The sequence below is a fragment of the Acinetobacter sp. RUH 2624 genome, assembly GCF_000162375.2.
GTDB lineage: Bacteria > Pseudomonadota > Gammaproteobacteria > Pseudomonadales > Moraxellaceae > Acinetobacter > Acinetobacter nosocomialis.
The window spans coordinates 2,897,447-2,919,747 of the sequence record NZ_KI391939.1 but is presented as its reverse complement, the minus strand read 5'-3'; the positions used below and the strand labels follow the sequence as shown (position 1 = coordinate 2,919,747).

Below are 22,301 nucleotides of genomic sequence, written 5' to 3'. Positions count from 1 at the left end.
AATCACATAATAAGAACGATTCTAATTAAGGAATAGAAAGCTCATCATTTTTTATTGCTTGCCAAACGTAGTAAAGCTTGGCTAAGCTTAGGGTCGCTCACGAAGTCGGCAGCACTACGTAACATTTCTTGTGTTTCCGGGGGGATGGATTTAGAAGGCTCAGATGGGGGCGCTGTAGGAATAGTTTTATTTCTTAAGCGAACTTGAATTCTTTGTATGTCTTTTAGTCCTTCGAGTTGAGATAATTTAGATATATATTGGCTCTGTAAATAGCTGAGTTGACTAATCATTGCCTGATTTTCACCAGTAATAATTAAAGTGCCATTTTGATAACACACAACCTGCCATTGTTCCGGTTGGGGCAATAAGGGTTGGATTATTTTCGTAAGTCTTTGCCATTGCGCGACTTGCGTTGTTAGAAACGTAAGGTTTCCTGTTTTTATGTGTTTTCCGGATTGTTGAAAAACGTTATCGGGTTTAGACATTGATCGTTCTCGAATGGTTTCTTGTCCTAATCTTAAGCGTTCATTTCAACTGATATCAAGGAAGAGATCATAAGGAACTTGAGTAAGAACAGTTTCAAGAGGTTTTTATGCACACGCGTCGTATTTTATTAGCGTTTTCACTTGCCGCTTCGGCTGCATCGGTTGCTTTTGCAGATTATCAAAATATTAACCAATCTACTGATTCAGATCGATTGGAACAGTTATCAAAAACATTATCTCAAGGTTCATATACACATCCTGATGATTTAGATCTTCCGGCGAGTGCTAAAGTTTCAGTCACTTTACGTCCTAAAACAGTTGAGCTCAATAATGACTCACTGGCAAAAAAATATGGCCATACGACTGCAAAAAATTCTTTTAATGCCTCTTCTTCAAATCCTTATTCTTGGTTAGTTTCTCATCCTCTTCCAGATAGCGTACGTGTTTCTTCTAACTTTGGTGGTCGTACCATGGGTGGTCGTGCAGAGCATCATGGTGGTTTAGACATGTCGGCACCAAGTGGTACACCGATCTATGCAACTGGTCCTGGTATTGTAACTAAATCAGGTTGGGGTACAGGTTATGGACAATATGTTGAAATCAACCACGGTAATGGTTATTTAACACGCTATGCACACGCTTCACGTTTATTAGTTCGTGTAGGTGACCAGGTTTCTGCTGGTGATCATATTGCTAACGTGGGCTGTACAGGTCGTTGTACAGGACCGCATTTACATTATGAAGTCGTTAAAGATGGTCAACGTAAGAATCCATCAACTTACTTAGCAATGTTGCCTTAATAGAGTTTCATGAAAGTTCAAGGTTATTAAATTTATGAATCTGAAATGAACATAAACCTTTCTTAACGCAATGATTGTATAAAAAAACGCCAATATTGGCGTTTTTTTGTTATTTTGTTTACTGCTCGGTCAATGACTATTCATTCAGAAAATAATAGAGCCCCCTCACATTCACCCGTGGCAATAACTTGAGAGGGGCAAAACGTGGTAAAAATACAAAGTAGATTAGAGAACAAGGAACAGGTGAATTATGGCGTTTTACGGTGACTCCGACGCACAAGAAACCCAAGAATGGCAAGATGCATTCGATTCAGTTTTACAACATATGGGAACTGAGCGAGCGGCATTCTTGTTGGAAAAACTTTACCAACAAGCAATTGCTAAGCATGTTCCAATTCAACGTCTCAATACACCTTACTTAAATACAATTTCTGTTGAAGAACAACCTGCAATGCCAGGCGACCAAGATATGGAACGCCGTATTCGTGCATTGATTCGTTGGAATGCCTTAGCAATGGTACTTCGCGCGAATAAAACAGGTGATGATTTAGGTGGTCACTTGGCGAGCTTCGCATCAAGTGCAACATTATATGACGTAGGTTTTAACCATTTCTTCCGCGCAAACAGCGATAACTTTGGCGGAGATATGATTTATTACCAAGGACACTGTGCTCCTGGTATTTATGCACGTTCATTCCTTGAAGGACGTTTAACTGAAGAACAGTTAAGTAATTTCCGCCGTGAAGTTGGCGGTAACGGTTTACCAAGCTATCCACATCCGTATTTAATGCCGGACTATTGGCAGTTCCCAACTGTATCAATGGGTCTTGGTCCAATCATGTCGATTTATCAAGCGCACATTCAAAAATATTTGATGAACCGTGGCCTGATCAAAGAAGAAGATCGTAAAGTTTGGGCATACCTCGGCGATGGCGAGATGGATGAGCCAGAAAGCTTAGGTGCGATCTCACTTGCTGGTCGTGAGAAGCTTGATAACTTAATTTGGGTAGTGAACTGTAACTTACAGCGTCTAGATGGTCCTGTACGTGGTAACGGTAAAATTATTCAAGAACTTGAATCGATCTTCCGTGGCGCAGGCTGGCGTGTCATTAAAGTAGTATGGGGCCGTCATTGGGATCCACTACTTGCTAAAGATACAAGCGGTGCATTAAAAGCACGTATGGAAGAAGCTGTTGATGGTGACTATCAGCGTTATCAAGTAAAAGGTGGCGCATATACACGTGAAAAATTCTTTGGTAAGTACCCAGAAGCTGCGGAACTTGTAAAAGATTTAAGCGATGAAGATATTGATGCGTTAAACCGTGGTGGTCATGACCCTTACAAAGTTTTTGCTGCATATGCAGAAGCGATGAAAGCGAAAGGTCAACCAACAGTGATCTTGGCGAAAACCATTAAAGGTTATGGTTTGTCTGAAGAAATTGAAGCGGTAAACAAAACTCACCAAATCAAAAAGATGCAAATTGACTCTTTAAGATATGTACGTGACCGTTTCAATCTTCCATTTTCAGATGAGCAATTAGAAGAGCTTCCATTCTATCGCCCAAGTGAAAACTCTCCAGAAATGAAATATATGAAAGCGCGTCGTGAAGCTTTAGGTGGATACCTGCCTGCACGTCGTCGTGAGAGTGAATCTTTAGCGATTCCTGAATTATCTGTATTTGATGCAGTGTTGAAAGGTTCGGGTGGCAAAGAGCAATCAACTACTATGGTGATGGTTCGTTTAATTGCTGCTTTACTTAAAGAAAAAGCGATTAAAGACCGCGTAGTACCAATCGTTCCAGATGAAGCACGTACTTTTGGTTTAGAAGGTATGTTCCGTCAGCTTGGTATTTATGCTGCTCACGGCCAAAAATACACGCCAGAAGACCAAGAACAGTTAATGCATTACCGTGAAGCAAAAGACGGTCACATGTTACAAGAAGGGATCAACGAAGCAGGTGCGATGAGTGCATGGGCTGCGTTAGCGACAAGTTATTCAACTAATAACTTGCCAATGATTCCAATGTACATGTATTACTCAATGTTTGGTTTCCAACGTATTGGTGATATTGCATGGGCTGCGGGTGACGCACAAGCTCAAGGTTTCTTGTTAGGCGCGACTGCAGGCCGTACGACATTGAACGGTGAAGGTTTACAGCACCAAGACGGTCATTCGCACATCTTGGCAAACACTATTCCAAACTGCGTGTCTTATGACCCATGTTTTGGTTATGAGTTAGCGGTAATCGTACATGATGGCTTACAACGCATGTATGTGAACCAAGAGCGTGTGTTCTATTACTTAACAGTAATGAATGAGAACTACGAGCATCCTGAAATGCCGGAGGGCGTTGAAGAAGGGATTAAGCGTGGTATGTATTTATTCGAGAAAGATGAAAAAGCAACTGTCCAGTTACTTGGTTCAGGTGTAATCCTTCGCGAAGTGATTAAAGCTGCGAAAATCTTACGTGATGAATACCAAATCCATTCAAATGTTTGGAGTGTAACAAGCTTCAATGAGTTAGCACGTGATGGTATGGCATGTGAAGAATACAACCGTCTACACCCACTTGCTGAAGAAGTTAAAGAATCATGGGTATCTAAACAATTACGTGGTACGGAAGGTATCGTAGTTTCTGCTACCGACCATATGCGTGCTTATAGCGAACAAATCCGTGCGTATCTTCCAGATGGTCGCCCATTTGTTGCATTAGGTACAGATGGTTACGGCCGTTCAGATACACGCGCGAACTTACGTAGTTTCTTTGGTGTTGATGCTGCACACATTGTTGTTGCTACTTTGAAAAAATTAGCTGACGAAGGTGAAGTAGACGCACGTTTAGTGAAAGATGCAATTTCTAACTTTGAGTTAGATACTGACCGTCCGGTTGCATGGGCTCCACAAGCACATCCGGAAGTTCAGCCAGTTGCTGAATACAATGAAACGCAAACAGGTGAGGGGAACTAAGCATGCAAATTAAGACCCCTGATATTGGTGTAGATAAAGCAAACGTCGCTGAAATTTTAGTAAAAGTTGGCGACCGTGTTGAAGTTGACGACAGTATCGTTGTGCTTGAGTCTGATAAAGCAACTGTTGAAGTGCCTAGCACTTCAGCAGGTGTCGTAAAAAGCATCTTGATTAATCAAGGTGATGACGTGACTGAAGGTGTTGCTTTGATTGAGATTGAAGCAGAAGGTGCGGCACAAGCAGCTCCGGAACCAACACCAGCTCCTGCGGCTGAAAAGCTAGCTGCTCCAGCACCTGCACAGCAAACTCAAGCTTCAGCTCAACCTGCTGCTACATCAACTGCAACTGTTGACGTGACTGTACCTGACATTGGCGTTGAAAAAGCATTAGTTGGTGAAATCCTCGTTAAAGTGGGTGACCAAATTGATGTTGAACAAAGTATTGTTGTTGTAGAGTCAGATAAAGCGACTGTGGAAGTTCCAAGTAGCGTTGCTGGTACTGTAGAAAGTATTCAAGTGAAAGAAGGTGATACCGTTAAAGAAGGTGTTGTTCTTATTCAAGTGAAAACAGCAGCTGCATCTAATGCGCAAGCAGAAGCTCCTGCTACTACACCAGCTCCATCTGCAGCCGCTGAACCAGTTGCTACAAAGCAAGAAACTGTTGCGGCAGCTACTACTCAATCTGGTCCAGTTGATATCAATGTTCCTGACTTGGGCGTAGATAAAGCAGTTGTTGCTGAAATCTTAGTACAAGTTGGCGATAAAGTTGATGTAGACCAAAGCCTTGTTGTAGTTGAATCAGATAAAGCAACTGTGGAAGTTCCAAGTACCGTTGCTGGTGTTGTAAAAGCAATTCACTTGCAAGCAGGCCAACAAGTTTCACAAGGTATATTGCTTGCAACAATTGAAGCTGAAGGCCAAGCACCTGCTGCTGCACCAGCGGCAAAAGCAGAAGCAGCCCCAGCTCCACAGGCAGCAGCACCTAAAGCAGCAGCTCCTGCTACAACACAGTCTGCATCTGCGGCGCCTACATCTGGCACTGATAAGTTAACGAAAGAGCAAGAAGCAGAAAACGCTAAAGTATATGCAGGTCCTGCTGTTCGTAAGCTTGCTCGTGAACTTGGCGTGATTTTGTCACAAGTTAAAACTTCTGGTGAGCATGGCCGTGTAGTTAAAGAAGATATCTTTGCTTATGTGAAGAGTCGTTTAACGGCACCACAAGCGGCACCAGTTGCTGCGGCTGCACCAGCAGTTTCGGGTTTACCAAAGCTTCCTGACTTTACTGCATTTGGTGGCGTGGAAGAAAAAGTACTGACGCGTTTGCAGCAAGTATCAATTCCGCAGTTGTCTTTAAACAACTACATTCCACAAGTAACTCAGTTTGACCTTGCGGATATTACTGAGTTAGAAGCTTGGCGTGGTGAGTTGAAAGACGGCTTTAAGAAACAAGGTGTAAGCCTAACAATTTTGGCATTTATTGCAAAAGCTGTAGCACACTTGTTGAAAGAAGAGCCTTATTTCGCGGGTCATTTGGCAGATGATCAGAAATCTGTATTACTCCGTAATGAAATCCATATGGGTATTGCTGTTGCAACTCCAGATGGTTTGACAGTACCTGTACTACGTAATCCTGACCAAAAATCAATTAAGCAAATTGCTGTTGAATTAGGTGAGCTCAGTAAAAAAGCGCGTGATAAGAAATTAACACCGAAAGATTTACAAGGTGCTAACTTCACGATTACAAGCTTAGGTTCAATTGGCGGTACAGCATTTACCCCACTAGTTAACTGGCCACAAGTTGCAATTTTGGGTATTTCACCTGCAACGATGCAGCCTGTATGGAATGGTAAAGACTTTGATCCACGCTTAATGTTGCCGTTGTCATTGTCTTATGACCACCGTGTAATTAATGGTGCGGATGCAGCTCGCTTTACAAATAAACTTACGAAACTTCTTAAAGATATTCGTACTTTATTAATCTAATGCTTTGAAAGAACATACTAAAACCTCGCTTCGGCGGGGTTTTGTTTTAATGTCTATTTGATTTAATTTTTAGGTTAATCTACAGATTAAGCAGGGTTTATCGAGAGTGAGGAGAAATTTCTCGTTATTACATAAAGGAGAAGTAGTAAATGTTAGGTTTTCTGAAAATTATGTTGCCCTTACTATTGATTGTGTTTTTATTGATGGGAATATGGGTCAGTATTTTACACTTCCCGTGGGAATGGATGACTTATGTGGTGATGGGTTTTGAGGTGTTTGTTGCTACTTTGATTTTGCCCTTTGAATATCAGGCTGGAACGAGCAGTAGCCCTATTGGTTTTATTCATATAAGTGCTTATTTTGCAGTGATATTAGGTATTGCACGATTAGTCGTGTGGGCGTGGGTAAAATTTGTTACTTGAAAGTTTGAAAAATCGAGTGACTTGAATATAATAAACGCATACTTCATTGGGGAGTAGCCGCTATTCACAGCAAAGGTGAATAGGTGATGGTCAACATAATTGTTCAACAGAACATGGTCATCATAGCTTAAACGTCTCATCGTTTCTGAGTTGGCAAGACCTTTGATTTACCACTCTGCAATCATTTTATGATATTTGGCTAGCAGGAGGGGTAGGTCATAGGCATTTATGCTAGCCAGAGAACCGACATGCAAGAATTTCTGATTTCTACCTCGATTGTTGCCCTCGCTGAAATGGGCGATAAAACTCAATTGTTGGCACTTTTACTATCTGCGCGTTTCCGTAAGCCAATTCCTATTTTAATTGCGATTCTTTTAGCAACACTTATTAATCATGGTATTTCTGCTGTGCTTGGGCAATGGATTACCACAGTTCTAAGCCCTGAAATTTTAGTCTGGGTTCTCGCTGTTGGTTTCATTGGTATGGCATTCTGGATGCTTATTCCGGATAAGCTCGATGATGAAACTGATAGCATTAATAAATGGCAAAAATTTGGTGTTTTTGGGGCAACCTTTATTTTATTTTTCTTAGCAGAAATTGGTGATAAAACCCAAATTGCGACAGTCGCTTTAGCTGCACGCTATGACAGTATTTTCTGGGTGATGCTAGGTACAACATTAGGTATGATGATTGCCAATGCACCAGCTGTATTTATTGGTAATAAATTAGCAGAACGTCTCTCTATCTCGCTCATTCATAAAATTGGTGCAGCTATTTTCTTCGTTGTAGGTGTTTCTACGCTAGTACAACATTATTTCTTCTAAGTTATTTTCAATTTGTATAAAAACGCATTCATGAAGAGTGCGTTTTTTTTGAGCTTTGAAGAAGTTAAACTTTACGATATAGCTTATTTAAGAAAATGTTAGAGGTTTACTCAATTTCTTGATGATTCATTTCTAGAATAAGAAAAGTAAAATCTATTTTAAAATATTATGAGAAATATCAATTAATTCATTGCAAGCATTTTAGAATCCCTTTATTTTAGTAGGGATATAAAAATATCTAATATTTAAAATTTTTTTGGGGAATTGTATGGGGTTTGAAAAAACAACATCACAGATATTATTTGATAATGGCGTACATAAATGTATTAGTTTTACCAGTTTGGTCAAAGGGGAAGGCATACAAGCCAATCAATTTTTAATTATTGATCATGAACGAGCAGCCGTTATTGACCCAGGTGGCGACTTGACCTACGTTCCATTGACGATGGAACTTAATAAATATACTCGTCTTAAAAATTTGGACTATGTAATCGCTTCGCATCAGGACCCAGATATTATTACTTCAATGCCTCGTTGGTTAGTTTATACCGATGCTAAAGTGGTGGCCTCTAAATTGTGGGCACGATTTTTACCTCACTTAAATTCCTCATTTATGAGTGAGCGTATGAAAGGAAATTGGGAAGATCGTCTGATTGAGCTACCAGATCGTGGTCAAGTGATTCAACTGGGCGAATCAAAGCTTGTCATGGTTCCGGCCCATTTCCTACATTCGGTAGGTAATTTTCAGTTTTATGATCCAGTTGCCAAGATTTTATTTTCTGGTGATATGGGGGCTTCTATTGTGGAGGATGCAAGTCAGCCTCTCAAAGATTTTGATGCCCATGTGATGAAAATGAAGGCTTTTCATCAGCGCTATATGTGCTCCAATAAAGTTATTCGTTTATGGGTCAACATGGTCCGTCAAATGGATATTGAGATGATTGTACCTCAGCATGGTACTCCATTTATTGGTAAAGAAATGATTAATCAGTTTTTAGACTGGATTGAGACCTTACCATGCGGCGTAGATTTAATGACTGAGCAAATTTTTAGCTGTCCGACATAAAAAGTTATCTTCAATATCTTGAGTCCAATTTGAAATTTTTTTAGGATTTTGCGCCATAGAAAAAAATTTTTGATGACGAGAATTTGAATAAAAATGTTATCTCAAGTTGCGACTCCAGATGAGTGCCTACGCTGTGGGGCGTGTTGTGCACATTTTCGGGTTTCATTTTATTGGGCTGAGGCCGAGTTAATGGATGAACATCTCGTTGAACCTTTAACACCCGTTTATTCGTGTATGCGTGGAACCAATCAAGCTCAGCCACGATGTCAGGCTCTAACAGGTGAAATTGGTAAAGAGGTAGGTTGTTCTATTTATGCTGTGCGTAGTTCTACCTGTAAAGAAGTACAGATTGCTGATGAACAGTGTAACAAAGCCCGCTTGGCGCACCAATTGATTCCTTTGATTGAGGTAAGCCCAGCAGATTCAGAAAATGATCATGATTATGATCAGGTGAGTTAAATATGAGCTAACACGATAATAAGTGAGAAATATTTAGAGTAGGTAAATATCTATTGCTGAAAAAGGCAAAGATAATATGAAAATTGCATTGAAATTTGTTTATAATAGCTCACGGAATTTACCAGTGAGATTGTTATGCTGACCATCGTTCAAGAAGCGCTAACCTTCGATGATGTCTTATTACTTCCTGCCTACTCTACTGTTCTCCCAAAAGATGTCTCTTTAAAGACACGTTTAACTCGCGGCATTCATTTAAATATCCCATTAGTTTCAGCTGCAATGGATACGGTGACTGAGTCACGTATGGCGATTGCAATGGCGCAAAATGGTGGTATCGGGATTTTGCACAAAAACATGGATATTGCTGCTCAAGCTGCAGAAGTACGCCGTGTGAAAAAATTCGAAGCGGGTATGGTGAAAGATCCAATCACTGTAACCCCAGAAACCACAGTACGTGAACTTATTTCAATTACCAGTGCTAATAACATTAGCGGTGTACCTGTTGTTAAAGACGGCAAGGTTGTTGGTATTGTGACAGGCCGTGATACACGTTTTGAAACTAACTTGGAACAACCTGTTAGCAACATCATGACAGGCCAAGATCGTTTGGTGACTGTGCGTGAAGGCGAGTCTAAAGAAAATATTCAAGCATTATTGCAAAAGCATCGCATTGAAAAAGTTTTGGTTGTTGGCGAAAACAACGAACTTAAAGGTTTAATTACGGTAACTGACTTCCGTAAAGCTGAGAGTTATCCAAACAGTTGTAAAGATGATCTTGGTCGTTTACGTGTTGGTGCTGCGGTAGGTACAGGCGTTGAAACACCAAGTCGTGTAGAAGCATTAGTTGAAGCTGGTGTTGACGTCATTGTTGTTGATACAGCACACGGCCACTCTGCTGGTGTTATTGAACGTGTACGTTGGGTAAAACAAAACTTCCCTCAAGTACAAGTGATTGGCGGTAATATCGCAACTGGTGATGCTGCATTGGCATTATTAGATGCAGGCGCAGATGCTGTAAAAGTAGGTATTGGCCCTGGTTCTATCTGTACGACACGTATTGTGGCAGGTATTGGTATGCCGCAAATTTCTGCGATTGACAGCGTTGCTAATGCACTGAAAGATCAAATTCCTCTAATCGCAGATGGCGGTATCCGTTTCTCTGGCGATATGGCAAAAGCGATCGGTGCGGGTGCAAGCACAATCATGGTTGGTTCACTTCTAGCGGGTACTGAAGAAGCGCCTGGTGAGGTTGAATTCTTCCAAGGCCGTTACTACAAAGCATATCGTGGTATGGGCTCATTAGGTGCAATGGCTGGAGCGACAGGTTCTGCTGACCGCTACTTCCAGGATTCAAAAGCAGGTGCTGAAAAGTTAGTACCAGAAGGAATTGAAGGTCGTGTTCCATATAAAGGCCCAATGGGTAACATCGTTCATCAAATGATGGGTGGTTTACGTTCATCTATGGGTTATACAGGTTCATCAGTAATTGAAGACCTTCGCCAAAATGCAAAATTTGTGAAAATTACTTCAGCGGGTATGTCTGAGTCACATGTTCATGATGTAACGATTACTAAAGAAGCTCCGAACTATCGTGTTGGTTAGATTTTAGTAACCAAATCAAATAAGAAAGCCGTCAGTACACTGACGGCTTTTTGTTTTTGGTGTAAAGTAAATCTGATGAAAATAGATATGGCAGAATAGCCATATATGAAATGAGCCACGGCTGAAGTGGCGTAAAATGAGATAAGCTATGAGTTATTTTGGAACGGATGGTATTCGTGGAAAATTTGGGCAAATGCCGATTACACCAGAGTTTGCTTTAAAACTCGGGTTCGCCGCAGGGAAGGTATTAAAACGAACGAGTCCAAAAAATAAACCGCTTGTGGTATTAGGAAAAGATACACGTTTATCTGGCTATATTTTAGAGTCTGCTTTGCAGGCGGGATTAAACGCTGCTGGCGTATATGTTCACTTACTTGGACCATTGCCGACACCGGCTATTGCACATCTTACCCGTGCCTTACATGCGCATGCTGGTATTGTTATTTCTGCATCACATAATCCTTATTTTGATAATGGAATTAAATTTTTCTCAAGTGAAGGTAAAAAATTACCAGATTCATTACAGGAAGAAATTAATAAAGAATTAGAAAAAGAGTTATTTATTGATGACACTGCGAACTTAGGTAAAAGTGTTCGTGTAAATGATGCAAATGGTCGTTACATTGAATTTTGTAAGTCTACATTTCCATATCACTTCGATTTAAATAATTTAAAAATTGTTGTGGATTGTGCACATGGTGCAGCTTATAGCGTTGGTCCATCAGTTTTCCGTGAGTTAGGTGCCAAAGTTGTTGCTCTGTACAACGAACCAGATGGTTTAAATATTAATGAAAACTGTGGTTCGACTCACCCAGAAAGTTTACAAAAAGCAGTAGTTGAGCAAGAAGCTGATCTAGGAATTGCCTTTGATGGCGATGCCGACCGTGTCGTGATGGTTGATAAGTTTGGGAACTTAATTGATGGTGACCACATCTTATATATTTTGGCGACTCAAGCGAAAAACAAGCCACTAGGTATTGTTGGTACTGTTATGAGTAATATGGCGCTTGAAATTGCACTTGAAAAAGCAAACGTTGGCTTTGTTCGTGCAAAAGTTGGTGACCGCTATGTATTACAAGCATTAGATGAAAATGGATGGGTTACAGGTGGAGAGCCATCTGGACATATTTTAACGTTAGATAAGAGCACAACAGGTGATGCGATTATTGCAGCACTTCAAGTGTTAACTGTAATGGTTGAGCAAAATAAAGCGCTCCATGAATTGGTTCAGGACTTTAAATTATTCCCACAAGTGCTTGTAAATATACGTTTAGAACAAATGCTTGATCCATACTCTATTCCAGCATTAGTGACTGAGTTCAATAAAGCAGAAGAACAGCTTAAAGGGCGTGGACGTATTTTAGTTCGTAAGTCTGGAACTGAGCCAGTCATTCGTGTCATGGTTGAAGGTGATGACGAACAAGAAGTGAATGCTTTGGCTGAACATTTAGCAAATGCAGTCCGTTCACAAGCGCAAGTTGCATAAGGTATATGGCATGAGTGACGTCATTAAAGACTTAAGCGAATTACGTTTAAGCTATGAACAAGGTGAATTGTACGAAACACAAGTCGCGAGTAATCCGCATGAACAATTCTTAGGTTGGTTTAATCATGCCTTAGCCGCCAACTTGCACGAACCATATGCGATGTCTTTAGCAACTGCGAGCGCTAGCGGTCGTCCACATGTCAGAACTGTATTGTTACGCGGTGCGACAGAAGCAGGTTATGATTTCTATACCAACTATGACAGTCAGAAAGGGGCAGATTTGGCAGAAAATCCCTATGCTGAACTGTTATTTTATTGGCCTAGCTTAGAGCGTCAGGTACGAGTGGGTGGTCACGTCGTCAAAATTCCTGAACAGGAATCTACCGACTATTATCATAAGCGTCCACGTGATAGCCAGATTGCAGCTCATATCAGTACGCCGCAAAGCGGTAAGATAGAAAGCCGAGAGTTGTTGCAACAGCGTTTTCAAGACTTGCAACAACAAGTTCAAAGCCGTGAAGTACTCGATAAGCCAGAGTTTTGGGGCGGATATCGTCTGCAACCGGACTATTATGAATTCTGGCAAGGACGACCAAATCGTTTACATGACCGCTTGAGTTATGAAAAAATCGACGGTCAATGGACATTGCACCGACTGATGCCTTAAATGACAAAAATACAAATTAAACAAAGACCTTTATTGACACGCCCTGAACAGTTTCAGGGCGTGCCTCCGTTTATTGCCGAGATTTTGGCAAGACGTGGGGTGCAATCTGAACAAGAATTAGAGCTAAAACTTAAGTACCTGCTTGCTCCAGAGCTCAAAGGGTTGGACGCTGCTGTAGCATTAATGGACCAAGTCATCGATGAGCAGAAAAAAATTGTCATTGTAGGAGATTATGATGCCGATGGTGCAACTAGCACTGCTTTAATGATGCTCGTGCTTCGCGATATGGGAGCACAAGTCGACTATCTGGTACCAGATCGTTTCAAATATGGTTATGGCCTTACTCCAGCCATTGCTGAGCTTGCTTATCACACCTATCAACCTGATCTATTAATTACAGTAGATAATGGAATTTCCAGCCATACTGGTGTTGATGCAGCACATGCATTAGGCATGCAAGTGATTATTACCGACCATCATCTAACGACCAAAGAAACCCCGCTTGCTGAGGCGGTGGTAAACCCAAACCAATTAGGATGTGAGTTTCCAAGTAAGGCGCTTGCCGGTGTTGGCGTTGCTTTTTATGTACTTGCCAATTTGGCGAGTCTACGCAATAGACAGGGTAAAAGCACAAGTAAAGTGACTCAATATTTAGATTTAGTCGCTTTGGGAACTTATGCCGATGTTGCTGTTTTGGATTATAACAACCGTATTTTGGTTGATGCCGGTGTAAAACGTATTCAGCAACATCAGTGTCGAGTAGGGATTTTAGCTTTACTCGATATTGCTGGTCGGGAAGCAACTTCAATACGTGCGCAAGACTTAGGTTTTGTGCTTGGACCACGCATTAATGCTGCTGGACGTATGGAGAGCATGCGCATTGGGATCGAGTGTTTATTAGCAGATTCGATGGAAACTGCTTATCCAATTGCTCAACAATTAAATCAGCTAAATATAGACCGCCGCCAAGTTGAAGGGGAGATGAAACAACAAGCTTTATCGGCTTTAGATAATTTGCAGCTTTCACAACAAGATATCCCACCGGCGCTTGTTCTATTTGAAGAAAACTGGCACCAAGGTGTCATCGGGATTGTCGCGGGGCGTTTGAAAGAGCAATTTCATCGGCCAACGATTGTTTTTGCACCCGATGAGGATGGCGTTCATATTAAGGGGTCAGCACGTTCAATCGATGGTGTTCACATTCGAGATACTATTGAGCAAGTTGCTGAACAATATCCTGAGTTGGTCAGCCATTTTGGTGGACATGCTGCGGCAGCCGGCCTTACGATTCGTAAAGAAAACTTTGAAGCTTTTAAGACAGTATTTAATGATTGTGTCGCTGCGATGGATGAATCAATCTTTCAAGCGACATTATGGACTGATGGTGAGTTACCTGTCTCTGCTTTGCAGTTAAATACCTTGAACTGGATTGAGCAGTTAGGGCCATGGGGACAAAAATTTCCACTGCCTCAATTTGAGGGACATTTTAAAGTTATCGATTTCCGTTGGCTCAAAGAGACACACCTGAAACTTAGACTAGCGATAGATCAATATAGTTTCGATGCGATTGCTTTTAACGCAGCCGGCCGCTTCGAGTTTGATCCAATGCGTGACCATGTACATTTAGTTTATGAAATAGACCGTAACGTTTTTAATGGCAATGTAAGCTTACAGCTACGAATTGTGTATTTAAATCAATAAAAAAATCCGCTCAATTGAGCGGATTTTTTAAATCTAGGTAAGATTAGAAGCGGTATGCTGCACGAACACCATAAGTGTTGTCGTTATCACCGAAACCAATACGACCTTCAAGACTTACTTGCTGATTTAAGAATTTTTTAGCATTAATGCCCCATTCGTCTTTATCAGTTAAGTCATTGTTGTAGTAGTCCACACCTAAACTTAAAGTTTTATCGATGTAGTAGTCACCACGAACTTTATATTCGTCAAGGTCACCAAACGCACCATACGCTTCAAGGTTTACGTCATGTTGACCAACTTGAGTTACGTATTTCGCACGAACGGTAGGATCTGCGCCGTCTTTACCGTCTTTTTCGTCATAACCTTTAACACCCAAAGCAAGTAACAAACCTGGTGCTGGTAAGTAACCTACTTCAGCAGCATAAGTTGTAACTTTTTGGTCGTAGTTTGTGTTGTCGATTTCACGTTCATTTCTGCCTACATCACCGCTAAGGTAGAAGTCAGTGTTAGGAACATAGTATTCAACGCCTACGCCATATTGAGTATCTTTAGTACCGCTGTTATCGCCATAGTTAACGTGTGCGTTAACGTTGCTTGCACGGTTTAAGAATGCTGCTTCAGCAAGCGGTGCATTACGTGTTTGAACAGGGTTGAAATAATAAGTCCCATCAACACCAAATTTACTTACGCTGCTGCCGTTATCTGGATCAAGATAAGTGTAAGAACCACCAACTTCAGCTTGGTAAGCGTTTGCTGCGCCACTTACTGCAAGTGCAGATAAAAGAGCTGATGCAATTGCTAGTTTTTTCATGGAATCTCTCCCCTCTAAAAACGATTTTATAAATGTTTTGTTACAACTTTTAGTCTAGAGCAAAAACATTTACCGTCAATCTTGTGCAAGTAACCGGACTGTAACCATGTGCTTTTTTTGTAACTATATTTAATTTAAGATATTGATTTTAAAATACAAAAACATAATGTTTTATTTTATTAAAATTGAGGAGATTTTGTGTAGAAAATCAAAAATGCTGGAAAAGTACCCAATTTTGTATGGGGATGTTACGAATTAAGCTTAAAATCTTCTGAAAGAAAATTAAAAAATTTATAAATTGAAATGACAGTTATAAATTAAAGCAGGTTCGAAGATAACCATAGCTATGATAAAATATTCGACTGTTTATCTGTTTTTATGGGAACACTCGCGTGGAAATTAATCCTTATCTAAACCAATTGAAAGACTTAACTGATCGTAGCCAAACACTACGGGGGTATCTTTGACTACGATCTGAAAAAAGAACGTTTAGAAGAAGTTTTACGTGAGTTAGAAGACCCTGCGATCTGGAATGATCAAAACCGTGCTCAGGCAATGGCAAAAGAAAAGGGCGAACTAGAAAACGTTATTAACGTTTTAGATGGTTTATCTACACAGCTTGAAGATGCAAAAGCAATGCTGGATTTAGCTGTTGAAGCTGATGATGAAAGCTTGCTGGTAGATGTACAATCTGAGCTTGGCACTGCCGAAGAAGAATTAGCAAAACTTGAATTCCGCCGTATGTTTAGCAACCCAATGGACCCGAATCCTTGCTACGTCGAGATTCAAGCAGGTTCAGGCGGTACAGAAGCACAAGATTGGGCTTCAATGTTATTACGTATGTATATGCGCTGGATTGAACGTCACGGTTTTAAAGCAGAACTTATGGAAGTATCTGATGGTGATGTAGCAGGTATCAAATCTGCAACGATTCGCGTTGAAGGTGAATATGCATATGGCTGGTTACGTACAGAATCTGGTGTACACCGTTTAGTGCGTAAGTCACCATTTGACAGTGGTAACCGTCGTCATACTTCATTCTCTGCGGTATTTATTTCACCAGAAGTTGATGACAATATCGAAATCGATATTAATCCTTCTGATGTTCGTACCGATACTTACCGTGCATCTGGTGCAGGTGGTCAGCACATTAACAAAACAGATTCAGCAGTTCGTTTGACGCACATTCCATCAGGTATTGTGGTTGCATGTCAGAACCAACGTTCACAACATGCGAACCGTGATCATGCATGGAAACAGTTACGTGCAAAATTGTATGAACTAGAAATGCAAAAACGTAATGAAGCAGCTCAAGCACTTGAAGACTCGAAGTCTGATATTGGTTGGGGTAGCCAAATTCGTTCTTATGTACTTGATGACTCTCGTATTAAGGACTTACGTACAGGTGTTGAAAACTCAAATACTGGTGCAGTTCTTGACGGTGATCTTGATCGCTTCATTGAAGCGAGTTTAAAGCAGGGGTTGTAAGAGTCTTTTGAACTTTTAGTTCTTTTAAACTCTTAAATTTTTAGCGATTAAAACGGCAAAGCAGTTCAGTGTTCGGAAGTTAATCGGAAAAATACGATATGAATATCGAAAAAAATGGATATGAATATCGAAAAAATGCGATATTATGTTTTCGAAATGCTGAACAAAGCTTTGTTCGTTTAAAAGACGTGTTGAGCCTATGGATATTGATGCAATTAGCAAAGCCCTAGCCAATCCTCTTCGTCGGCAGATTCTGCAATGGTTAAAGGAACCTGCGCATTATTTACCGGTAGAAGAATGTGGTGGTAGTTTTGAAAAAGGGGTTTGCGCAGGTCATATTGAACGTTTGGGTAAAGTAGCTCAGTCTACAATGTCCAATCATTTGTCTGTATTACAGCAGGCTGGTCTCATTCAGGTCCAGAAATATGGGCAGTGGTCTTATTTTTCACGTAACGAAGCTTTGATTCAGCAATATATCGAACATTTAAAACAAACACTTTAAAACAAATAAAGTGTAAGTCGAGGCGATCATGGCTGAACTCAATACTCCCTTAACAGTTGGTGATTTTGAAATTAAAAATCGACTGGTAATGGCCCCATTAACACGTGCACGTAGTGGAGAAAGTCGTGTTCCAAACGACTTAATGGTGGAATATTATCAGCAACGTGCAAATGCTGGTCTCATTCTCACTGAAGCAACAGTGATTGGTTCAAAAACTGTGGGTTATGCAGATACCCCTGGACTATGGTCACAAGAGCAGGCACAAGCGTGGAATAAGATTATTGAAGCAGTTCATGCACAAGGTTCAAAAATTGTAGTTCAACTTTGGCATGTGGGTCGTATTTCCGATCCTGAACTCTTGGATGGTGATATTCCTGTGGCTCCAAGTGCAATTCAACCTGCCGGTGAAGTAAGTTTATTACGCCCTAAACGCCCATATGTAAAACCACGTGCACTTTCGATTGAAGAAATTAAAGAAGTTGTTGCTCAATATAAACATTCAGCAGAACTAGCTAAAGCAGCAGGTTTTGATGGTGTTGAATTACATGCTGCAAATGGTTATTTAATTGACCAGTTCCTTCAAAGTAATACCAACCAACGTGATGATGAGTATGGCGGTCCAGTTGAAAATCGCGCCCGCTTGTTATTGGAAGTGGTTGATGCATTTATTGAAGTGTGGGGCGCTGGCCGAGTCGGTGTACATATTGCACCGCGTGGCGACTCTCATGATATGGGTGATGAAAATCCGCTAGCGACATTCGGTTATGTGGTTGAACAATTAAGTCAACGTAATGTTGCTTTCATTTTCTCTCGTGAATATGAAGCAGCCGATAGTATCGGTCCACAATTACGTCAAAAATTTAATGGCGTGTGGATTGCCAATGAAAACCTGACACCAGAGTCAGCAAAACGTATTTTGCGTGAAGGTCAGGCAGATGCTGTATCTTTTGGTAAGGCTTATATTGCTAACCCTGATCTATTACAACGTTTAGAGCAAGGTCTGCCATTAAATGAGCTTCAACCAACGACTTTATATGCTAAAGGCGCTGAAGGTTATACGGACTATCCTGCTTTAGAAGCTTCTTAAAATCATTATTTTATTTAGATTTACTATTTACTGAACTTGCTCTTTTGTGAGTTCAGTCAATGACTTTTCTTGTATATGGTAGAGTTTAGGTATCGAAACTCTGCCATTTTTTTTATCTATGTTATATTTTCCCCAGTTTTTAAATTTTGACTATTTGAGGCAAACCGCTTGGCGACCCCATTTTGGTACAACACAGCACTCCATTTATTAAAACCGTTTTATCGTTGGCGGATAAAAAGACGTGCAGAAAGTCTGGAATTATATCATCAGGAATGTCTGGAACGATTTGGGCCGTTTGAAGATCCGAAAAATGTAAAAGCCATCTGGTTTCATGCGGTTTCAGTTGGAGAAACCAATGCTGCGCAGCCACTTATTGAGCACTATCTCAAACTTGGCCAGCCAGTTTTAGTGACCAATACTACAAAAACCGGTCAGGCACGCGCTAAGTCACTTTTTTTAAAAGAGCCATATTTAGATTTATTCCAAGCAGTTTATTTGCCTGTAGATCAAAAGCCTCTTTTAAAACAATTCTTCGAATCATACAAACCGAGACTTTTAGCATTAGTTGAAACTGAGCTTTGGCCCAATTTAATTGATCAAGCCAAGTTACAGCATGTACCATGTTTATTACTTAATGCTCGTTTATCTGAAAAGTCAGCAAAGGGCTATAGTAAAGTCTCAAGTTTAACTGACGGTATGTTAAAGCAAATCGATTGGGTATTAGCGCAAGATAGTGCAACCCGTCAGCGTTATGTCGAGCTTGGTTTAGACGAGCATAAAAGTCAGGTTGTTGGAAATATTAAATTTGATATTCATGCACCTGAGGCTTTTATTAAGCAAGCTGCCCAATTGCATCAGCAGTGGTATTTGGCAAATCGTCAGGTTGTGACGATTGCCAGTACACATGCACCTGAAGAACAACTAATTTTAGAAGCACTTGCGCCTCATTTAAATTCAGACCGTGAGTTGGTGTGTATTGTGGTGCCTCGTCATCCTGAACGTTTCGACGAAGTGTTTGAAATTTGCCAAAATTTAAATTTAGTTACGCATCGTAGAAGTATGGGACAGAGTATCCATGCGAGCACGCAGGTTTATTTAGCCGACAGCATGGGTGAGCTTTGGTTATGGTATGCCTTAAGTCAGGTGTGCTTTGTAGGTGGTTCTTTAAATGAGCCAGGTGGCGGACATAATATTTTAGAACCTATGGTTTTAAATATACCTACAGTGGTTGGACCGCGTTACTTTAACTTTCAAACGATTGTTGATGAATTTATTGATGAAAATGCTGTGCTTATCGCTCAAGATGCACAGCAGGTCGTTGATATTTGGCTAGCGTGTCTGGCAGAGCCTGAGGCGACTGAACAGCTAGTGGTACAGGCGCATAAAGTATTGCAGCGTAATCAAGGTTCGCTACAAAAACATATAGGGGTGATTAACCGGTATTTGGCCGAAAAACCATGAATATTGTTTTACTAGAGCCTGAAGATGTTCAATCGGATACATGGTCTATCCATTCAAAACGTCAATTACAGCATTTGCGTGAACATCTTGATATCACGGTCGGCCAGAACCTAAAAGTTGGCATTCGCAACGGCGTCCGTTATATCACTGAAATTGTTTCAATGAATGACCACGAAGTCCGTATACGCCCTATTCGTGAAGAAGCACTACCAACGAAGCTTCCGGTTCATTTAATTGTAGCTTTGCCAAGACCAAAAGTTTTACGCCGTTTAATTATGGATAGTGTGACTTTAGGTGTTGAAAAGATAAGCCTAATTCATAGTTATCGCGTTGATAAAAGCTATTGGCAAACGCCATTTTTACAGCAAATTGATCAATACGTTACGCTTGGACTTGAGCAAGCAGGCGACACAATTGTTCCTGAAATTCAAATGTATAAACGTTTTAAACCTTTTGTTGAAGACGTTTTGCCAACCCTAATTTCAGAAGAATCTCCTGCCTACGTGGCTCACCCTTATGCTGAGCAGAGTATGCCAATTAATATTAGCCATGCTTGTAGTGTAGTGGTTGGGCCGGAAGGGGGATTTATTCCTTATGAAGTTGATTTACTCATAAAAAACGGCTGCCAAGCGATGAGCTTAGGCAACCGTATTTTAAGAACCGAAACGTCTATTTCTTATATTTTAGGGCGTTTATTTAGCTGAGTTCTCAGCATTCAATGGCGAATGATTAGCGGCCATTTTTAATTCCTGAATAGGGTAAGGAATATTAATGCCATTTGCATTAAAGGCTTGTTTTACTTCAGCTTGAATAGTGCTTGTAGATGACGAAATATCTGTCTCAGTGGTATTAATCCACCAACGTACCGTAAGGTTAACCGAAAAGTCTGCTAGAGCTGTCACGTTAACTGAGAAAGCAGGCTGGCTGAGTACATTACGGTCATTATTGAGAATATCTAAAATAATTTGTTTCGCTTTTTGCTCATCGTCATCATAACCAATACCGACTACGAACTCACAGCGACGTTGTTGGTAAGCCGTATTTACCGTTAAAGCACTCGTATAAACGGTTGCATTTGGAATAACGATACGACGGCCATCCGGTGAGCGCAGGAACGTTGCACGAATCTGAATATCTTCTACAGTTCCTTCAAGTGAATTCACTACAATCGAATCGCCAATACGGAATGGCTCGCTCAATAAAATCAAAATACCTGAAAGCAGGTTTTGGAAAATATCTTTAAATGCAAAACCAATTGCGACCGAACCAATACCCAATGCACTCATGAGTTGGCCTGGCGTAAACCCTGGAATCATAATGACTAAAGCAATTAAGAAACCAAAGAATAAGATTGCTGTACTACCGACACGGTTTAAAACAAGAACCAAATTTTGGCGCGTATAAGAACGATTTTCTAAAGTCTTACGCACAAAGAATTTAAATAATTTGGTCAATAGCCAAAAAATAATAAAAACGGTAATCGCAATGCAGATATAAGGTACACGTTCCCAAAAACTATCTACGATTTTGTCGATAGTAGTATAGGCATCATGATATTTCTCGGTATGTGCTAAAACCGTTTGAGTGGTTTTAGTACCTGCTTCTTGCAAAAGTTCGCCTGTATTTTTTGCAACATCCGTTAAGGATTTTTGTTCATCAGCCACGACAAGTCTCTAATTAAATAAATTCATGAAAGCTTTTTTAGCTTTCATCATAGTAGGAGATAAAATGTGCGCCTACTATAATGAGTTCATCTAAATAATAAAGTGTTTTTTAATTAAAAGTATTGCGTTCCTTTTTGTAAAATTTGTGTTGGGGTTTGAATAGTATCGGTACCAGAGAAGTAGTAAAAAAAGCCTGCGGTAGAAATAAGGCTAATTAAAATAGCGATTAAAATAAGCCAAGCCATCAGTTTCTCGATAAAGGTTGAAGGCCGAACAGGGCCATACTGATTTGGGCCTGCAGTACCAGAAGCAAGTAATAAATAGATCATAAAAAAGAACTGAACCACCGGAATAAATAACAGCAGGCCCATCCAGCCACTTTTATTTAAATCGTGTAAGCGCCGAACGACCAGAATAATATTGAGGTAGATCAAAAATAGCCAAAAAGCCCATACTACTAAGGCACTTACGCCGGAAAGAGAGCTATAAAACTCAAAATTAAATAGATCGCTTGAAAGCTGAAAACTTCCAAGAAAGGAAGCTAAAATGAAATAACCTATAAGTGTAATTAAATAAATTAGGCCATATCCACCTAAATAACTCATGCGGTTAAAGCGACCATGAATTGAAAAAGGACTATCTTTAAACGGAAGCTCTGGTGGTCGTGAAGAGGGAGTTTCGGCAAACATCTTATTTTATTCCTGCACTGCTTCTAAAAGCTAAAATAAACTTTGTTGATGGTCAAAACCATCAAAACTTAAAAAAATTATAAAAGTAAAAGCTATAGACAAATGTTTTAAATCAACTTAATTTTATAAAAATGTTC

The 22,301-nt window shown here is 40.3% G+C and carries 20 protein-coding genes and 1 riboswitch; of the genes, 16 read left to right on the top strand and 4 right to left on the bottom strand.

Annotated features, from left to right (window positions below):
* Nucleotides 1-44 precede the first annotated feature (44 nt).
* Entirely contained in the window at nt 45-485 is a 441-nt protein-coding gene (locus tag HMPREF0014_RS20360; protein ID WP_006580826.1) for a DciA family protein, read from the bottom strand.
* Nucleotides 486-592: 107 nt separating this feature from the next.
* Here HMPREF0014_RS20360 and HMPREF0014_RS20355 point away from each other — a divergent pair, with 107 nt between their 5' ends.
* The 11 genes from HMPREF0014_RS20355 to recJ all read left to right on the top strand — a co-directional run bounded on the left by HMPREF0014_RS20355 (nt 593) and on the right by recJ (nt 14,462).
* Nucleotides 593-1,285 carry a M23 family metallopeptidase gene (locus tag HMPREF0014_RS20355; protein ID WP_002053809.1) on the top strand — a complete coding sequence of 231 codons (693 nt, stop codon included), beginning with the start codon at nt 593-595 and terminating at the stop codon, nt 1,283-1,285.
* 250 nt (nt 1,286-1,535) lie between these two features.
* Nucleotides 1,536-4,253, top strand: a complete 2,718-nt coding sequence (gene aceE, locus HMPREF0014_RS20350) for a pyruvate dehydrogenase (acetyl-transferring), homodimeric type (protein ID WP_002053926.1) — start codon at nt 1,536-1,538, stop codon at nt 4,251-4,253.
* A gap of 2 nt (nt 4,254-4,255) precedes the next feature.
* Nucleotides 4,256-6,235, top strand: a complete 1,980-nt coding sequence (locus HMPREF0014_RS20345) for a 2-oxo acid dehydrogenase subunit E2 (protein ID WP_006580827.1) — start codon at nt 4,256-4,258, stop codon at nt 6,233-6,235.
* A gap of 149 nt (nt 6,236-6,384) precedes the next feature.
* Nucleotides 6,385-6,657, top strand: a complete 273-nt coding sequence (locus tag HMPREF0014_RS20340) for a hypothetical protein (protein ID WP_006580828.1) — start codon at nt 6,385-6,387, stop codon at nt 6,655-6,657.
* Between the two features lie 36 nt (nt 6,658-6,693).
* A riboswitch (yybP-ykoY riboswitch) is annotated at nt 6,694-6,890 on the top strand.
* Between the two features lie 15 nt (nt 6,891-6,905).
* Complete coding sequence (locus tag HMPREF0014_RS20335) at nt 6,906-7,481, top strand: TMEM165/GDT1 family protein (protein WP_002053748.1); 576 nt, start codon at nt 6,906-6,908, stop codon at nt 7,479-7,481.
* Between the two features lie 268 nt (nt 7,482-7,749).
* Nucleotides 7,750-8,547, top strand: coding sequence for an MBL fold metallo-hydrolase (locus HMPREF0014_RS20330; RefSeq protein WP_004711495.1), 798 nt, complete (start codon nt 7,750-7,752; stop codon nt 8,545-8,547).
* 93 nt (nt 8,548-8,640) lie between these two features.
* Entirely contained in the window at nt 8,641-9,006 is a 366-nt protein-coding gene (locus HMPREF0014_RS0206550; RefSeq protein WP_002053785.1) for a YkgJ family cysteine cluster protein, read from the top strand.
* A gap of 135 nt (nt 9,007-9,141) precedes the next feature.
* Nucleotides 9,142-10,608, top strand: a complete 1,467-nt coding sequence (gene guaB / locus HMPREF0014_RS20325) for an IMP dehydrogenase (protein ID WP_006580830.1) — start codon at nt 9,142-9,144, stop codon at nt 10,606-10,608.
* A 148-nt stretch (nt 10,609-10,756) separates the two neighbouring features.
* Nucleotides 10,757-12,094 carry a phosphoglucosamine mutase gene (glmM, locus tag HMPREF0014_RS20320; RefSeq protein WP_006580831.1) on the top strand — a complete coding sequence of 446 codons (1,338 nt, stop codon included), beginning with the start codon at nt 10,757-10,759 and terminating at the stop codon, nt 12,092-12,094.
* Between the two features lie 10 nt (nt 12,095-12,104).
* Nucleotides 12,105-12,761 carry a pyridoxamine 5'-phosphate oxidase gene (gene pdxH / locus HMPREF0014_RS20315; RefSeq protein WP_006580832.1) on the top strand — a complete coding sequence of 219 codons (657 nt, stop codon included), beginning with the start codon at nt 12,105-12,107 and terminating at the stop codon, nt 12,759-12,761.
* Nucleotides 12,762-14,462, top strand: coding sequence for a single-stranded-DNA-specific exonuclease RecJ (gene recJ, locus HMPREF0014_RS20310; RefSeq protein WP_006580833.1), 1,701 nt, complete (start codon nt 12,762-12,764; stop codon nt 14,460-14,462).
* Nucleotides 14,463-14,505: 43 nt separating this feature from the next.
* Here recJ and HMPREF0014_RS20305 read toward each other — a convergent pair whose 3' ends face one another.
* Nucleotides 14,506-15,273, bottom strand: a complete 768-nt coding sequence (locus HMPREF0014_RS20305; protein ID WP_002053751.1) for a putative porin — start codon at nt 15,271-15,273, stop codon at nt 14,506-14,508.
* Nucleotides 15,274-15,665: 392 nt separating this feature from the next.
* Between HMPREF0014_RS20305 and prfB the strand changes: the two genes are divergently transcribed.
* The 5 genes from prfB to HMPREF0014_RS20280 all read left to right on the top strand — a co-directional run bounded on the left by prfB (nt 15,666) and on the right by HMPREF0014_RS20280 (nt 20,515).
* Nucleotides 15,666-16,761, top strand: a protein-coding gene (gene prfB / locus HMPREF0014_RS20300; protein ID WP_106479485.1) for a peptide chain release factor 2 whose coding sequence is annotated in 2 segments (ribosomal slippage) — nt 15,666-15,737 and nt 15,739-16,761 — 1,095 coding nt in all. Because the reading frame shifts where the segments join, the coding sequence is not laid out codon by codon here.
* A 199-nt stretch (nt 16,762-16,960) separates the two neighbouring features.
* Nucleotides 16,961-17,263: a helix-turn-helix transcriptional regulator gene (locus HMPREF0014_RS20295; protein ID WP_002053977.1), complete on the top strand. Its 303-nt coding sequence runs from the start codon at nt 16,961-16,963 to the stop codon at nt 17,261-17,263.
* Between the two features lie 28 nt (nt 17,264-17,291).
* Complete coding sequence (locus HMPREF0014_RS20290; protein WP_004711502.1) at nt 17,292-18,350, top strand: alkene reductase; 1,059 nt, start codon at nt 17,292-17,294, stop codon at nt 18,348-18,350.
* Nucleotides 18,351-18,518: 168 nt separating this feature from the next.
* A complete protein-coding gene (locus tag HMPREF0014_RS20285; RefSeq protein ID WP_006580835.1) occupies nt 18,519-19,811 on the top strand; it encodes a 3-deoxy-D-manno-octulosonic acid transferase in 1,293 nt (430 codons plus the stop codon).
* Nucleotides 19,808-20,515 carry a 16S rRNA (uracil(1498)-N(3))-methyltransferase gene (locus tag HMPREF0014_RS20280; RefSeq protein WP_006580836.1) on the top strand — a complete coding sequence of 236 codons (708 nt, stop codon included), beginning with the start codon at nt 19,808-19,810 and terminating at the stop codon, nt 20,513-20,515. Before HMPREF0014_RS20285 ends, HMPREF0014_RS20280 begins: the two co-directional genes overlap by 4 nt.
* Here the strand turns inward: HMPREF0014_RS20280 and HMPREF0014_RS20275 are convergent.
* Both HMPREF0014_RS20275 and HMPREF0014_RS20270 read right to left on the bottom strand, forming a co-directional pair.
* Nucleotides 20,504-21,475 carry a mechanosensitive ion channel family protein gene (locus tag HMPREF0014_RS20275; protein WP_002053811.1) on the bottom strand — a complete coding sequence of 324 codons (972 nt, stop codon included), beginning with the start codon at nt 21,473-21,475 and terminating at the stop codon, nt 20,504-20,506. The two genes, HMPREF0014_RS20280 and HMPREF0014_RS20275, sit on opposite strands and share 12 nt — an antisense overlap.
* 113 nt (nt 21,476-21,588) lie before the next feature.
* Nucleotides 21,589-22,164 (bottom strand): DUF805 domain-containing protein, encoded by a 576-nt coding sequence (locus HMPREF0014_RS20270; protein WP_002053807.1) that lies wholly within the window; start codon nt 22,162-22,164, stop codon nt 21,589-21,591.
* Between the last annotated feature and the right edge of the window lie 137 nt (nt 22,165-22,301).